15 protein-coding genes are annotated in these 13,603 nt (G+C 63.7%); 6 read left to right on the plus strand and 9 right to left on the minus strand.

Going from position 1 to position 13,603, the window contains the following annotated elements:
- Positions 1-96: 96 nt before the first annotated feature.
- The 6 genes from hemA (at position 97) to AERO9A_RS13275 (ending at position 5,620) form a co-directional block, all read left to right on the plus strand.
- Positions 97-1,377, plus strand: coding sequence for a glutamyl-tRNA reductase (hemA, locus tag AERO9A_RS13250; protein WP_159972428.1), 1,281 nt, complete (start codon positions 97-99; stop codon positions 1,375-1,377).
- Positions 1,374-2,456: a peptide chain release factor 1 gene (prfA, locus tag AERO9A_RS13255; protein WP_159972429.1), complete on the plus strand. Its 1,083-nt coding sequence runs from the start codon at positions 1,374-1,376 to the stop codon at positions 2,454-2,456. The genes hemA and prfA overlap by 4 nt, the downstream gene beginning before the upstream one ends.
- 158 nt (positions 2,457-2,614) lie before the next feature.
- Positions 2,615-3,448 carry a peptide chain release factor N(5)-glutamine methyltransferase gene (prmC, locus tag AERO9A_RS13260; protein ID WP_159972430.1) on the plus strand — a complete coding sequence of 278 codons (834 nt, stop codon included), beginning with the start codon at positions 2,615-2,617 and terminating at the stop codon, positions 3,446-3,448.
- A 4-nt stretch (positions 3,449-3,452) separates the two neighbouring features.
- Complete coding sequence (locus tag AERO9A_RS13265; protein ID WP_159974049.1) at positions 3,453-4,223, plus strand: molybdopterin-synthase adenylyltransferase MoeB; 771 nt, start codon at positions 3,453-3,455, stop codon at positions 4,221-4,223.
- Positions 4,220-5,014 (plus strand): glutamate racemase, encoded by a 795-nt coding sequence (gene murI / locus AERO9A_RS13270; RefSeq protein WP_159972431.1) that lies wholly within the window; start codon positions 4,220-4,222, stop codon positions 5,012-5,014. The genes AERO9A_RS13265 and murI overlap by 4 nt, the downstream gene beginning before the upstream one ends.
- A gap of 90 nt (positions 5,015-5,104) precedes the next feature.
- Complete coding sequence (locus AERO9A_RS13275) at positions 5,105-5,620, plus strand: acyloxyacyl hydrolase (protein ID WP_159972432.1); 516 nt, start codon at positions 5,105-5,107, stop codon at positions 5,618-5,620.
- 232 nt (positions 5,621-5,852) lie between these two features.
- Here the strand turns inward: AERO9A_RS13275 and AERO9A_RS13280 are convergent, their stop codons facing one another.
- The 9 genes from AERO9A_RS13280 to AERO9A_RS13320 are packed head-to-tail and all read right to left on the minus strand — an operon-like array spanning position 5,853 to position 13,603.
- On the minus strand, positions 5,853-6,164 hold the full coding sequence (locus AERO9A_RS13280; RefSeq protein ID WP_159972433.1) for a YkgJ family cysteine cluster protein: 312 nt from the start codon (positions 6,162-6,164) through the stop codon (positions 5,853-5,855).
- Between the two features lie 59 nt (positions 6,165-6,223).
- On the minus strand, positions 6,224-6,751 hold the full coding sequence (locus AERO9A_RS13285; protein WP_159972434.1) for a DUF2878 domain-containing protein: 528 nt from the start codon (positions 6,749-6,751) through the stop codon (positions 6,224-6,226).
- Positions 6,744-8,018: a cyclopropane-fatty-acyl-phospholipid synthase family protein gene (locus AERO9A_RS13290; RefSeq protein WP_159972435.1), complete on the minus strand. Its 1,275-nt coding sequence runs from the start codon at positions 8,016-8,018 to the stop codon at positions 6,744-6,746. Before AERO9A_RS13290 ends, AERO9A_RS13285 begins: the two co-directional genes overlap by 8 nt.
- Positions 8,005-8,805, minus strand: a complete 801-nt coding sequence (locus tag AERO9A_RS13295; protein WP_159972436.1) for a DUF1365 domain-containing protein — start codon at positions 8,803-8,805, stop codon at positions 8,005-8,007. Before AERO9A_RS13295 ends, AERO9A_RS13290 begins: the two co-directional genes overlap by 14 nt.
- On the minus strand, positions 8,802-10,049 hold the full coding sequence (locus AERO9A_RS13300; protein ID WP_159972437.1) for an NAD(P)/FAD-dependent oxidoreductase: 1,248 nt from the start codon (positions 10,047-10,049) through the stop codon (positions 8,802-8,804). Before AERO9A_RS13300 ends, AERO9A_RS13295 begins: the two co-directional genes overlap by 4 nt.
- Positions 10,046-10,801, minus strand: coding sequence for an SDR family oxidoreductase (locus tag AERO9A_RS13305; protein WP_159972438.1), 756 nt, complete (start codon positions 10,799-10,801; stop codon positions 10,046-10,048). Before AERO9A_RS13305 ends, AERO9A_RS13300 begins: the two co-directional genes overlap by 4 nt.
- Entirely contained in the window at positions 10,798-11,220 is a 423-nt protein-coding gene (locus tag AERO9A_RS13310) for a nuclear transport factor 2 family protein (RefSeq protein ID WP_159972439.1), read from the minus strand. The genes AERO9A_RS13305 and AERO9A_RS13310 overlap by 4 nt, the downstream gene beginning before the upstream one ends.
- Positions 11,217-12,656 carry a deoxyribodipyrimidine photo-lyase gene (phrB, locus tag AERO9A_RS13315; protein ID WP_159972440.1) on the minus strand — a complete coding sequence of 480 codons (1,440 nt, stop codon included), beginning with the start codon at positions 12,654-12,656 and terminating at the stop codon, positions 11,217-11,219. Before phrB ends, AERO9A_RS13310 begins: the two co-directional genes overlap by 4 nt.
- Positions 12,644-13,603 (minus strand): MerR family transcriptional regulator, encoded by a 960-nt coding sequence (locus tag AERO9A_RS13320; protein WP_159972441.1) that lies wholly within the window; start codon positions 13,601-13,603, stop codon positions 12,644-12,646. The genes phrB and AERO9A_RS13320 overlap by 13 nt, the downstream gene beginning before the upstream one ends.

The following is a 13,603-nucleotide window of genomic DNA, read 5'->3' on the forward strand; positions in this document are numbered from 1 at the left end:
GTGACGCGTCTATTGGGACAATAGGCTTCGGGAGTTGTTCTCGCCGAAGCGAAGTAGGACAATTGCGGGCTTCCATTTGCTCCTCAGCGACCCTGCATGGCCTTCATCGCCCTCGGTATCAACCACAAGACCGCTTCGGTAGAGGTGCGCGAGCGCGTTGCTTTTACGCCTGAGCAGCTCGTCGAAGCGCTGCAGCAGCTCTGCCGGCTGACGCCGAGTCGTGAGGCAGCGATTCTTTCCACCTGTAACCGTAGCGAGTTGTATCTGGAGCAGGAGCACCTGCAGGCCGATGAGGTGCTGGCCTGGCTGGCTGATTATCACCGCCTGAGCCTCGATGAGTTGCGTGCCTGCGCCTACGTGCACAGCGATAACGACGCGGTGCGGCACATGATGCGTGTGGCCTGTGGGCTGGACTCGATGGTGCTGGGCGAGCCGCAGATCCTCGGCCAGCTCAAGTCCGCCTATGCCGTGGCGCGTGAGGCTGGCACCGTTGGCCCGCTGCTGGGGCGCCTGTTCCAGGCCACGTTCAGCACCGCCAAGACCGTACGCACCGATACCGCCATCGGCGAGAACCCGGTGTCGGTGGCGTTCGCTGCGGTCAGCCTGGCCAAGCAGATTTTCGCCGACCTGCACCGTAGCCAGGCGCTGCTGATTGGCGCTGGCGAGACCATCAGTCTGGTGGCGCGCCACCTGCATGATCAGGGCATCAAGCGCATCGTGGTGGCTAACCGGACGCTGGAGCGTGCCAGCCAACTGGCCGAAGAGTTCGGTGCCCATGCCGTGCTGCTGGCGGATATCCCGGATGAGCTGGTACACAGCGATATCGTCATCAGTTCCACTGCCAGCCAGTTGCCGATCCTTGGCAAGGGCGCGGTGGAAAGCGCGCTGAAAAAGCGCAAGCACAAGCCGATTTTCATGGTCGACATCGCCGTGCCGCGCGATATCGAGCCGCAGGTGGGCGAGCTGGATGACGTCTACCTCTACACCGTCGATGACCTGCACGAAGTCATCGAGGAAAACCTCAAAAGTCGCCAGGGCGCGGCGCAGGCCGCCGAAGAGCTGGTGGCCGTTGGCACCGATGACTTCATGCAGCGCCTGCGCGAGCTGGCTGCGGTGGACGTGCTCAAGGCTTACCGCCAGCAGGCCGAACGTCTGCGCGACGAGGAACTGGCCAAGGCCCAGCGCATGCTGGTCAACGGCGCCAATGCTGAAGATGTGCTGGCGCAACTGGCGCGCGGCCTGACCAACAAACTGCTGCACGCGCCCAGCGTACGCATGAAGAAATTGACTGCCGAAGGGCGCTTCGATGCGCTCAGCCTGGCTCAGGAATTGTTCGCCCTCGACGAGGGTGAGTCGCCGTCTAAAGGTCCGCAATGAAAGCTTCACTGTTGAACAAGCTGGACAACCTCAGCGATCGCTTCGAGGAACTCACGGCGCTATTGGGTGATGCCGAGGTGATCGCCAAGCAGAGCCAGTTCCGCGCCTATTCCAAGGAATACGCCGAAATCGAGCCGGTGATCGCCACCTTCCGTGAGTTGCGCAAGGTGCAGGGCGACCTCGAAGGCGCCCAGGCGCTGCTCAAGGACAGCGACCCGGATCTGCGCGAGATGGCCGAGCTGGAAGTGGATCAGGCCAAGGAGACCCTGGCCATTCTGGAAGACAAGCTGCAGCGCATGCTGTTGCCCAAAGACCCTAACGATGGCCGCAACGTCTACCTGGAAGTCCGCGCCGGTACTGGCGGTGACGAGGCGGCGATCTTCTCTGGCGATCTGTTTCGCATGTATTCGCGTTATGCCGAGAAGCAGGGCTGGCGCGTCGAGGTGCTGTCGGCCAACGAGGGTGAGCACGGTGGCTTCAAGGAGGTGATCGCCCGCGTCGAGGGTGACAACGTCTACGCCAAGCTCAAGTTCGAGTCCGGCGCGCACCGTGTACAGCGTGTGCCGGAAACCGAATCCCAGGGCCGTATCCACACTTCCGCCTGCACCGTGGCGGTATTGCCGGAGCCGGATGAGCAGGCGGCCATCGAGATCAACCCGGCTGATTTGCGCGTCGACACCTACCGCAGCTCGGGTGCTGGCGGTCAGCACGTCAACACCACCGACTCGGCGATTCGTATTACCCACATTCCCACCGGCACCGTAGTGGAATGTCAGGAGGAACGCTCGCAGCACAAGAACCGCGCCAAGGCCATGGCCTGGCTGGCGGCCAAGCTGCAGGATCAGCAGGAAGCGGCGGCGCACAAGGAAATTTCCGACACGCGTAAACTGCTGGTCGGCTCTGGCGACCGCTCCGAGCGCATTCGCACCTACAACTTTCCGCAGGGCCGGGTGACCGACCATCGCATCAACCTGACCCTGTATTCGCTCAGCGAAGTAATAGCCGGCGGTGTGGAAGCGGTGATCGAACCTTTGCTGGCCGAATACCAGGCCGACCAGTTGGCGGCGCTGGGGGACTAAAAGCGGCTGCGGCGCCGTAGGTTGGATGACGCCTTTTCATCCACCATGCTGTTCGGTGGATCGATGCAGCGTGATCCACCCTGCGCCGCTCAAGAACCGTAGCCCGGATGCAGTCCGGGGACGTACTTCCCGGATTGCATCCGGGCTACGAGAGAAATATGGCCACCATCGAATCTTTGCTCAACAGCGCCGACCTGCCCGACTCGCCCACGCCACGGCTGGACGCCGAGCTGCTGCTCGCCGATGCCCTGGGCAAGCCTCGCAGCTACCTGCGTACCTGGCCGGAGCGTGAGCTGGAGGGCGAGCAACTGGTGCGCTTCCAGGCGCATCTAGAGCGTCGCCGCCAGGGCGAACCGGTGGCCTATATCCTCGGCCACCAGGGCTTCTGGAGCCTGGATCTGGAAGTGGCGCCGCATACCCTGATCCCGCGCCCGGACACCGAACTGCTGGTGGAATCCGCGCTCGCACTGCTGCCTGCCACGCCGCTGAGCGCGCTGGATCTGGGCACCGGCACGGGCGCCATCGCCCTGGCCCTGGCCAGTGAGCGCCCGGCCTGGCAGGTGACCGGCGTGGATCGCGTCGAGGACGCCGTGGCCCTGGCCGAGCGCAATCGCCAGCGTCTGCAACTGGACAATGCCCGCTTCCTGCACAGCCACTGGTTCTCCGCCCTGGCCGGGCAGCGCTATGGCCTGATCCTGAGTAATCCGCCCTATATCCGCGCCGATGACCAGCATCTCGATCAGGGCGACGTGCGTTTCGAACCAAGCAGTGCGCTAGTGGCGGGCAGCGATGGGCTGGACGATATCCGCGCGATCATCCAGGTTGCGCCAGCGCATTTGCTGGCAGGCGGTTGGCTGCTGTTGGAGCATGGCTTCGATCAGGCCGAGGCGGTGCGCGAATTGCTGGGCGCCGGTGGTTTCGTCGAGGTGCACAGCCGCCGTGATCTGGGTGGCCATGAACGTATCAGCCTGGGACGTTTCGAGCATGAGTGACGCGATGTTGAACGATGACGAACTGCTGCGTTACAGCCGGCAGATCCTGCTGAAACAGATCGATGTCGAGGGGCAACTGCGCCTGAAGCAGGGGCGTGTGCTGATCGTTGGGCTCGGCGGCCTGGGTTCGCCCGTGGTGCTGTATCTGGCGGCTGCCGGCGTCGGCGAGCTGCACCTGGCCGACTTCGATACGGTGGATCTGACCAACCTGCAGCGGCAGATCGTCCACGATACCGCCAGCATCGGCCAGACCAAGGTGGATTCGGCCATGGCGCGCCTGGCTGCGATCAACCCGCAGATCAGCTTGGTACCGCATCGCCAGGCGCTGGATGTCGATTCGCTGGCTGCTGCAGTGAGCGCCGTCGATCTGGTGCTGGACTGCTCGGACAACTTCACCACCCGTGAGGCGGTCAACGCTGCCTGCTTTAAGGCGGGCAAGCCGCTGGTATCCGGCGCGGCGATTCGCCTGGAAGGCCAACTGTCGGTGTTCGACCCGCGCAACGATGCCAGTCCCTGCTACCACTGCCTCTACGGCCATGGCAGCGAAGCCGAGCTGACTTGCAGCGAGGCTGGCGTGGTCGGCCCGCTGGTGGGGCTGGTCGGCAGTCTGCAGGCGTTGGAAGCGCTCAAACTATTGGCCGGATTCGGCGAGCCGCTGGTGGGGCGCCTGCTGTTGATCGATGCGCTGGGCAGCCGCTTCCGCGAGCTGCGGGTCAAGCGCGATCCGGCCTGCGAGGTCTGCGGTGGGCGTTCAGGCGAGGGCGGTTTGAAATGAGTCAGTCGCAAGCGCCCGTTGGCATCTTTGATTCCGGTGTCGGCGGGCTATCGGTATTGCGCGAGATTCGCCAGTTGCTGCCGAACGAGTCACTGCTCTACGTCGCCGACAGCGGCCACGTGCCCTACGGCGAGAAGAGCCCGGAGTACATCCGCGAACGCTGTGTGCGGATCACCGAGCACCTGCTGGCGCAGGGGGCCAAAGCCTTGGTGCTGGCCTGCAACACGGCCACGGCAGCGGCTGCCGCCGAGTTGCGCGAGCGTTATCCGAACTTGCCTATCGTCGGTATGGAGCCAGCGGTAAAACCGGCAGCGGCCGCTACGCGTACGGGCGTAGTCGGTGTGCTGGCCACCACAGGTACGCTCAAGAGTGCCCGCTTCGCCGCCTTGCTCGACCGTTTCGCCAGTGATGTGCGGGTGATTACCCAGCCCTGCCCTGGGCTGGTCGAGTGCATCGAGGCGGGCGAGCTGCAAGCCCCGGCGACCCGTGAGTTATTACAGAGCTATGTGGCGCCGCTGTTGGCTGAGGGCTGTGACACGTTGATTCTGGGCTGTACGCACTATCCCTTCCTGCGTCCGTTGTTAAGCGCGCTGGTGCCTGCAAGCGTGAGCTTGGTGGATACTGGAGCCGCGGTGGCGCGGCAACTGCAACGTCTGTTGCAGCAGCACGACGTGCAGGGCGTCGGCCCGGCGCGGCCGACGTGCTACTGGAGCAGCGGCGAGCCTGAAAGGCTGCGCAAGGTTTTACCGATCTTGCTGGAGGATGATGGCGAAGTCGCGTTTTTTAACTAAATTTTGTAGATTTTTCTTTGCCTGACGCTTATGGCTTCTATAGGTTGTGCAGAACCTGACCAATCACGTTTCATCATAAGGAATGAGTGCATGAAAAAATTGTGTGCCTTGGCTGCCTTAGCGGCCTTCTCGCTCGGGGTGAGCGGTGCAGCGCAAGCGGCTGACGTTACCGCTGCTATCGGCCAGACGGGTGATTCCACCATGGTCTATCGACTGGGCGCGCAATGGGACTGGGACAAAAGCTGGATGCAGAGCAGCGTCGGTCGCCTGACCGGCTACTGGGATCTGGGTTACACCTACTGGGACGGTGACAAGACCGCGAGCAACCACAGCCTGTCGTTCGCGCCGGTATTCGTCTACGAGTTCGCCGGACAGAGTGTGCGTCCTTATATCGAGGCTGGTATCGGTGTGGCGGCCTTCTCCAGCACCGAGCTGGAAAGCAACGACCTGGGCTCGTCCTTCCAGTTCGAGGATCGCCTGGGCGTCGGCCTGCGTTTTTCCGGTCAGGAAATCGGCCTGCGCGCCATTCACTACTCCAATGCCGGTATCGCGCAGCCTAACGACGGCGTCGAAGCCTACACGGTGCATTACCGTATGAGCTTCTGAATGTAAAAGACCGGGCAAGTCCCTAATGTCAGTCATTTAAGCGTCCATATGGGGCTTGGTTTCCCAGGTTCTCAATCGTGTAGGAGCGAATTTATTCGCGATCGTGGTCAGGCACGGAGCCAAACCCTATCGCGAATAAATTCGCTCCTACAGTGGCAAGCCTTATCTGATCGGCATTAGACAAGCCCCGGTCTTTTTCATTGGTGCGCCCCTGCTAGGCGTGGCGGCAGTGTTATTGATAGGCCAGGGCAATGCCACGACGTTCCTCCAGGCACTCGCTGGCGCCCAGCTCGAATTCCCGGCAGATCAGCGGGCGCACCTCGTAGATGGTGCAGCGCATGCTGTCGCGGTCCAGTGCAGCGCACCAGTTGTCGTCCAGGCGACGCATCACCTCGCCACCCCACTGGTCGGTGTCGATAAAGCGTTGGGGGATGCCGGTCTCGCCAAAGAGCATCACTTCCAGTTGGCAGCAGCAAGCTGCACAGGTGCTGCAACTGATTTCGGGATGATCTGGCAGTTGGGTATGGGGGATGGTCTGGCTCATGGCGCGGCAGTGTACGCGATGCAATCGGTACGCGGGGTTTGGGTTGGCATGCCCGTTCTTTAAGCCGACTGGCGGCTACGCAGGCGCTGCTCGTACTGCGCCTGATAAAGCCTGGCGAAGCCGTGCAATACGGGCATCACCGCCGCCCAGATCACGGCCAGCAGGGCCAATGTTGGCCCGCTGCCCAGTGGCAGGTTGACACCGGCGAGTTGCGCGCCCGCGTAGTAAGACAGCGGCGCGCCGATGGCGCCGAGCAAGCTGGCGCGCCACCAGGGCTTGGCCGTCCACGCCAGGCAGTGGTTGAGGGTGGTGGCCAGCAGTGGCCAGAGCAGGGCCAGCCACAGTGGAATCAGTTGGCGTGGTTCGCCGAAATCGAATACGCCGAGGTTGAGCAGAAAGCTATCCAGCGCACTGCCGACCAGAAAGACGCTGAGCAGCAGTTTGCCTTGCGCAGCCCAACTGCTGACCCACAACAGATGCACCGCCAACGCTAGCCCAGCGACCAGCAGCCAGGGGCCGTCGCCACCCAACACGCAGGCCAGCCAAGCAAGCTGGAACAGGAGGGCGTTGGCGATCAGTTTAGGCATTTAGGTTTCCTAATAGAGGAGCAGGGCGCGCCGCCGGTTTGGCCAGCAGCAGTTGGGCGGTGCCAATGGTGCGTTCGAGAAAGCCCCCCTCGCAATAGCACAGGTAGAACTCCCACAGCCGGTAGAAGTAATCGTCGTAGCCCAGTTGCTCCAGCTTGTGCCGAGCACGGCGCAGATTTTCGTGCCACAGGCGTAGGGTGCGTGCGTAGTGCAGGCCGAAGTCTTCCATGTGATGCAGGTTGAGGTCGGTATGGCGGCTGACCACTTCCAGCATCTTGTGCACCGATGGCAGCGCGCCGCCGGGGAAGATGTAGCGCTGGATGAAATCGACACTGCGCCGTGCCTGTTCGTAGCGCTGGTCGCGGATGGTGATGGCTTGCAGCAGCATCAGGCCGTCGGGTTTGAGCAAGCGCGAGCACTGTTCGAAGTAGGTGGGCAGAAAGCGGTGACCGACGGCTTCGATCATCTCGATGGACACCAGCTTGTCGTACTGGCCGGTCAGATCGCGGTAATCCTCCAGTAGCAGGGTGACGCGGTCTTGCAGGCCCAGCTCGCGGATGCGCCGCTCGGTATGGGCGTATTGCTCGCGTGACAGCGTGGTGGTGGTCACCCGGCAGCCGAAGTGTGTGGCGGCGTGAATGGCCATGCTGCCCCAGCCGGTGCCGATCTCCAGCAGGTGGTCGCTGGGTTTGAGGTCGAGTTTCTGGCAGATGCGTTCGAGCTTATGTAGCTGGGCCTGCATGAGGCTGTCGTCGTTACGGCGGAACATCGCCGCCGAATACATCATGGTCGGGTCGAGGAACTGCTCGAACAGGTCGTTGCCCAGGTCGTAGTGCGCGGCGATGTTCCGCCGCGAGCCGCTGCGAGTATTGCGATTGATCCAGTGCAGGCCCTGGATCAGCGGGCGGCCAAGGCGCGCCAGGCCACCTTCCATGGCGTCGAGCACGTCGAGGTTGGCGACGAAGATGCGGATTACTGCGGTCAGATCCGGGGTGCTCCAGTAACCGTGGATATAGGCCTCGCCGGAGCCAATCGAGCCATTGCCGGCCACCAGTCCCCAGACGGCTGGGTCGTGCACCTGAATCTCGGCACGCAGGCGTGCCTGCGGATCGCCGAAGTGCAGGCTGTCGCCAGCCTCGTGGATGATCAGCAAGCCATGCTGCAAGTTCTGCAACTGGCGCAGCACGGCGCGGCGCAGCAGCCCGGCACCGATGCCGTTGCCACTGCGCACCAGGGTTTTCGCGGAGTTCAGGCTAGAGCTTTTCATGAGGCATGTCCTTCGCTAGCGGGCGAGCGACGCGCAAGCTGCCTTGCGCTGGGCTGTGGTCGAAAATCGGGATGCGTTTGAGCAACAGGCGCAAGGCCTGCCAATAGATGGCCAGCAGGGTCTTGCCGGTCATCCAGGGAAAACTGAGCAGGTAACGGTGCAGGCTGGCGCGGGTTAGCGATTGGCGGTGCAGCGACAGGCTGGCGTCGAACACTTTGCTTTCGCCTTGCCAGTCGGCCATGTGTACGCCCAGGCGCTCGCCCACTGGGCTGAGGCTCATGCGGTACTGCAGCTCGCGCGGCAAAAACGGCGAGACATGGAAGGCTTTGTCCACGCAGACCTGCAGGCGCTCGTCACCATTGGCGGGCAGCACATAGTGATAGCGCTCATGCCAGGGCGTGTTGCTGACTTCACAGAGCACGGCCATCAGCTGTTGTTCGGCGTCGTGGCAGTAGAAGATGCTCACCGGGTTGAACGCCAGGCCCCAACTGCGCGGCTGTGTCAGCACACAGATGCGGCCCTCGGGGCGGATACCGAGGGCCTCTTGCACGCGCTCGCGCACGGCCTCGTGCAGCGGCGTGCCTTGGCGCGTGGCTTCGGGCAGGTAATCGGTTTCGCGGAAGGCGAAGGGCGCCCAGCGGCTGGCACCGGCCAGGCGTGTCAGGGCGAACAGTTGCGCCTGTTCGCTCAGATCCAGATACAGCAGGCCCATGCGGTAGCGAAAGGCATGGGCGCGCGGGGTGAAGCGCCGATGCTGCACCCAGCCGCTGTACAGGGCGCTGATCACCAGCTTTCTCCCAGCTCGCGCGCCACGCGCAGCGCGCTGACCACGCCGTCTTCGTGGAAGCCGTTGGCCCAGTAGGCGCCGCAGTAGTAGCTGTGCGGTGCGGCGAGCAGTTCCTGCCAGCGCGCCTGCGCGGCGATACCGGCCAGGCTGTATTGCGGGTGGGCGTACTGGAAGCGACCAAGGATCTTGTTCGGGGCGATGGCCGCGGTTTGGTTGAGGCTGACGCAGAAGGTGGTGTCGCCCTCGATGCCCTGCAGGATGTTCATGTCGTAGGTGACCGCCGCCGGATGTGCGCTGGGGCCGCCCAGGCGGTAGTTCCAACTGGCCCAGGCCAGAGGGCGCTTGGGCAGCAGGCGGGTGTCGGTGTGCAGCACCACGTCGTTGTTGGCGTAGGGCAGGGCGCCGAGGATCTCGCGTTCGAGCGGCGTCGGCTCGGCCAGCAAAGCCAGGGCCTGGTCGCTGTGGCAGGCGAACACCACCTTGTCGAAACGCTCACTGCCAGCGGCGCTGTGTAGGGTCACGCCCTCGGCGTCGCGCTCGACGCGCAGCACCGGGCAATTGAGGCGGATGCGTTCGGCGAAGCTGGCGGTCAGCGGCGCCACGTAGCTGCGCGAGCCCCCTTCGACCACGTGCCACTGCGGGCGATTGCTCACCGACAGCAGGCCGTGGTTCTTGAAGAAACGCACGAAAAATTGCAACGGGAAGGCGAGCATGTCGACCAGCGACATCGACCAGATCGCCGCGCCCATGGGCACGATGTAGTGGTCGATGAAGCGTTTGCCGTAGCCGTTGCGGGTGAGGTAGTCGCCGAGCGTCATGTCGGCGGCGATACGGCCCTGGTCGAGGTCGTTCAAGGCGCTGCGGTTGAAGCGCAGGATGTCGCGCACCATGCCCCAGAATGCAGGCGATACCAGGTTGCTGCGCTGGGCGAACAGGGTGTTGAGGTCGTGGCCGTTGTATTCCGTACCGCTCACCGGATCGCTGACCGAGAAGCTCATCTCGGTCGGCTTGAAAGGCACGCCCAGTTCGTTCAGCAGGCGGATGAAGTTGGGGTAGGTCCAGTCGTTGAAGACGATGAAACCGGTGTCGATGGCGTAGGTGCGGCCATTGATCTCGACATCGACGGTATGGGTGTGGCCGCCGATCCAATTGCTGGCCTCGAACACTTGGATGTCGTGGTGGCGGTTGAGCAGGTAGGCGCAGGTCAGGCCGGCGATACCGCTGCCGACGATGGCGATTTTCATGGTGTTTCCTCGTTACGCGCCAGGCGGCGGCCGATGGCCAGTTGCAGACGGCTGGGCAGGCTGCCGAGCAGTTTCAGCACGGCGATGAAGGGCGTGGGGAAGGCAATTTCGTGCGGGCGTTTGTCCAGACGCTCGGCGATGTACCGTGCGGCGCGCTGCACCGGCCAGCGCATGGGCATGGGGAAGTCGTTCTTCTGTGTCAGTGGCGTGTCGACGAAACCGGGGCTGACCAGGGAGACGTCGATGCCTTCGCCAGCCAGGTCAACGCGCAGGCTCTGCAGCAGGTAGCGCAGGGCGGCCTTGGAGGCGCCGTAGGCCTCGGAGCGCGGCAACGGCAGGTAGGTCACCGAGCTGCCGACACCGACCAGGTGCGGGCGCTGACCCTTGCGCAGCAAGGGCAGCGCCACCTCGATACAGCGGCTGGCGGAGAACAGGTTGGCGCTTACCACGCGCTCGATCATCGCCGCCTCGAACTGGCTCACCTCGACGTACTCGCAGGTGCCGGCATTGAGAATCACGCAGTCCAGCGCGCCCCAGGCCTGCTCGATGTGCTGGCCGATGGTGTGTACCTGTTTGGCATCGGTGAGGTCGCCAGGCACGACCAACACCTGCTCGCCATAGCGCTCGGCCAGTGCGTGCAGGGGCTCGACGCTGCGGGCGCTGAGTGCGAGGCGATGGCCTGCGCTCAGCAGCTCTTCGGCCAGCGCCGCGCCGATGCCGCTGCTGGCGCCGGTGAGCCAGATGCGTTTCATGCCAACCTCCGTTTCAGCCAACCGATGACCCCGCCAAGAAGCGGCAGGTGTTCGTAGAGCAATGCCCCAGCGTCGAAGTAATCGCGGTGTTGGTAGACCTTGTCGCGCCAGCGCAGGTGCGAGCAGCCCTCGACGGCGATCTCGGTCCCGCCGCGCAGGCGCGGATGGCGGTAGCGCATGCTCCAGCGCAGGTAGCCTTCACCTTCGGCCACTTGATCGAAACCGTGAAACTCAAATTGCAGGGCCTCGACGTTGGCGTACAGCTCGGCGAAATAGCGTCGCACGGCGCTCAGGCCATGCACCTCGTGCAGCGGATCGCGAAACTGCACATCGTCGCTGTACAGCTCGCCGAGCAGGTCGAGGTTGTCCTTGTTCAGCGTTGCGAAACGCTCGCCGAACTGGCGGAGAAAGTTGCTCATGCCAGAGCCTCTGCGCTGCCGGCCAGATTCTTGAAGGCCGCCAGAGCGCGTTCGCGTGAGCGCGACAGATCGACGATCGGGCGTGGATAGCCCGCCGGCGCGAACAGGCCGCCGACGGCTGACGGGTCATGAATGTCGCGCTTGTTCAGTGCCACCAGTTCCGGCACCCATTGGCGGATGAAGCGTCCCTCGGGGTCGAACTTCTGCGACTGGCTGATCGGGTTGAAGATGCGGAAGTAAGGCGCGGCGTCGGTGCCGGTGGAGGCACTCCACTGCCAGCCACCATTGTTCGCCGCCAGGTCACCGTCGATCAGGTGACGCATGAAGAAACGCTCGCCTTCGCGCCAGTCGATCAGCAGGTTCTTGGTCAGGAACATGGCGACGATCATGCGCAGGCGGTTGTGCATCCAGCCGGTGTCACGCAGTTGGCGCATGGCGGCGTCGATGATCGGCAGGCCGGTGCGGCCTTCCTGCCAGGCGGCCAGCTCTTCGGGGGCATGGCGCCAGGGTACAGCCTCGGTATCCAGGCGGAAGGCGCGGTGCATCGACACGCGCGGGTAGCCGACCAGGATGTGTTTGTAGAACTCGCGCCAGAGCAGTTCGTTGATCCAGGTAACGACGCCGGGGTTGCCGCTGTCGAACTCGCCGCCGTTGGCGGCCAGCGCCGCATGCAGGCACTGGCGGGGCGACAGCACGCCAGCGGCCAGGTACGGCGACAATTGGCTGGTGCCGGGCTTGGCGGGGAAATCGCGTGCGTCCTGATAGTCGGCGACTTGCTCGTCGGCAAAGCGTGCCAGGCGCTGCAGAGCCATCTGCTCGCCAGCAGGCCAGAGGCTGCGCAGCGCCTCGCTGGGCCGCGCAAAACCGTCCACGCTGCTTGGCAGTGGGTCGCTGTCGATACGCAGTGGTGCCTGCGCTGCCGGTGGTGCGATGGTTGTAGGCAGTGCCGCATGCAGCCGCTCGTAACAGACCCGGCGGAACTGGCTGTAAACCTGAAAGTAACCGCCGCTGCGCGTCAGCACACTGCCGGGTTTGAAGAACAACTGGTCGAGGTGTGCGTGCCAGGTGATGGCTTGCTGAGCCAGGTAGGCGGCCACGGTGTGGTCACGGCGGCTTTCGTTGACGCCGTATTCTTCGTTGGCATAAACCGCGCAGACGTCATGCTGATGGCAGACCTCGGCAATGACTGCAGGTGCCTCTTGCCAGTCAGCGCAGTGGCGCACCAGTAGCGGCACGTTGAGTGATGCCAGGGTTTTGCTTAGCTCAAGCAGGTTGCGCAGCCAGAAATCGACCTTGCTCGGTGCGTCGTCGTGGCGTTGCCATTGCTGCGGGGTGATCAGGTACAGCGCCAGGGTCGGGCCGGCGCGCATGGCCTGGCTCAGTGCGGTGTTGTCCAGGCTGCGTAGGTCGCTGCGAAACCACATCAATCGGCGCATGGGCTTACCTCCTGTAGGCAGAGTAGGCCCTGATCCATCAACCAGGCATGTGCAGCCAAAGGATCAATGGCTGATTGCAGGTCGATCAGGGCGTCACGGTGAATATGGGCAGCGGGCCCTGCGATCAGCAGCGGTACTGGGCTCTGTTCGGCCAGGCGCGGCAAATGGCGGCGTACCAGCGTGCTGTCTAGCGCCTGTTCGGCGTACAGCAGCACGGCTCGCGGTGCGATCTGTTCTAGTGCAGCCAGGAGTTCATTCGGGGGTAGTGGCCAGTCGAATACCTCGACCGGACATTCGCCCGCGCTGGCCAGCCAGGCACTTAGCCACAAACCGGGCTCCATCGGCGCCTCGCCGAGATTGATCAGCAACAGCGGGGCGCCTGTGCTCTGGCGGTTGCCGTGGTAGATCCGCGTAGCCAGCTTGCTGCGCAGCCAGGAGAAAAAAAACACCTGCTCGGCACGCGCGCCGAACTGGCCCTGCCAACGCTGGCGCAGATCGCCGAGCAGTGGCCAGAGCAGTTGCTCGACCAGAGTGGCCACCGGGTACAGCGCCAGGGATGCATTGAAGCGTTCGTCCAGGTGGCGTTCGTCGAGTTGGACGATGCAAGTCAGCAGCTCGTTGCGCAGGCGTGACCAGTTGTCCGTACTGGGCGGTTGCGGTTCTTGGCCATGGTCGAGCAGCGCCTTGACCTGGCCGACAGCCACGCCGCGTGCCAGCCAGGAGAGGATGGCGTGGATGCGTTCGAGGTTGGCGGGCGAGTAAAGACGGTGCCCCTTGGGGGTGCGGTAGGGCACGATCAGGCCGTAGCGGCGCTCCCAGGCACGCAGGGTCACGGCGTTGATGCCGGTGCTGCGCGCCACTTCGCGAATCGGCAGATAACCTTCGTCGAGGGCTTGCCGGTAATCGGTGCCGACCTCTTCGTCAGCGATGATGTCAGTGCTGGTCAT

It is taken from the genome of Pseudomonas sp. 8Z (genome assembly GCF_902506535.1).
Lineage (GTDB): Bacteria > Pseudomonadota > Gammaproteobacteria > Pseudomonadales > Pseudomonadaceae > Aquipseudomonas.

Coding starts and splice junctions, on each gene's coding strand:
- hemA (WP_159972428.1), top strand. CDS start 97: ATGGCCTTCATCGCCCTCGGTATCAACCACAAGACCGCTTCGGTAGAG.
- AERO9A_RS13275 (WP_159972432.1), top strand. CDS start 5,105: ATGAAAAAATTGTGTGCCTTGGCTGCCTTAGCGGCCTTCTCGCTCGGG.
- prmC (WP_159972430.1), top strand. CDS start 2,615: ATGGCCACCATCGAATCTTTGCTCAACAGCGCCGACCTGCCCGACTCG.
- AERO9A_RS13300 (WP_159972437.1), bottom strand. CDS start 10,049: ATGAAAATCGCCATCGTCGGCAGCGGTATCGCCGGCCTGACCTGCGCC.
- murI (WP_159972431.1), top strand. CDS start 4,220: ATGAGTCAGTCGCAAGCGCCCGTTGGCATCTTTGATTCCGGTGTCGGC.
- phrB (WP_159972440.1), bottom strand. CDS start 12,656: ATGCGCCGATTGATGTGGTTTCGCAGCGACCTACGCAGCCTGGACAAC.
- AERO9A_RS13320 (WP_159972441.1), bottom strand. CDS start 13,603: ATGACCAGCACTGACATCATCGCTGACGAAGAGGTCGGCACCGATTAC.
- AERO9A_RS13290 (WP_159972435.1), bottom strand. CDS start 8,018: ATGAAAAGCTCTAGCCTGAACTCCGCGAAAACCCTGGTGCGCAGTGGC.
- AERO9A_RS13265 (WP_159974049.1), top strand. CDS start 3,453: ATGTTGAACGATGACGAACTGCTGCGTTACAGCCGGCAGATCCTGCTG.
- AERO9A_RS13305 (WP_159972438.1), bottom strand. CDS start 10,801: ATGAAACGCATCTGGCTCACCGGCGCCAGCAGCGGCATCGGCGCGGCG.
- AERO9A_RS13310 (WP_159972439.1), bottom strand. CDS start 11,220: ATGAGCAACTTTCTCCGCCAGTTCGGCGAGCGTTTCGCAACGCTGAAC.
- prfA (WP_159972429.1), top strand. CDS start 1,374: ATGAAAGCTTCACTGTTGAACAAGCTGGACAACCTCAGCGATCGCTTC.
- AERO9A_RS13285 (WP_159972434.1), bottom strand. CDS start 6,751: ATGCCTAAACTGATCGCCAACGCCCTCCTGTTCCAGCTTGCTTGGCTG.
- AERO9A_RS13280 (WP_159972433.1), bottom strand. CDS start 6,164: ATGAGCCAGACCATCCCCCATACCCAACTGCCAGATCATCCCGAAATC.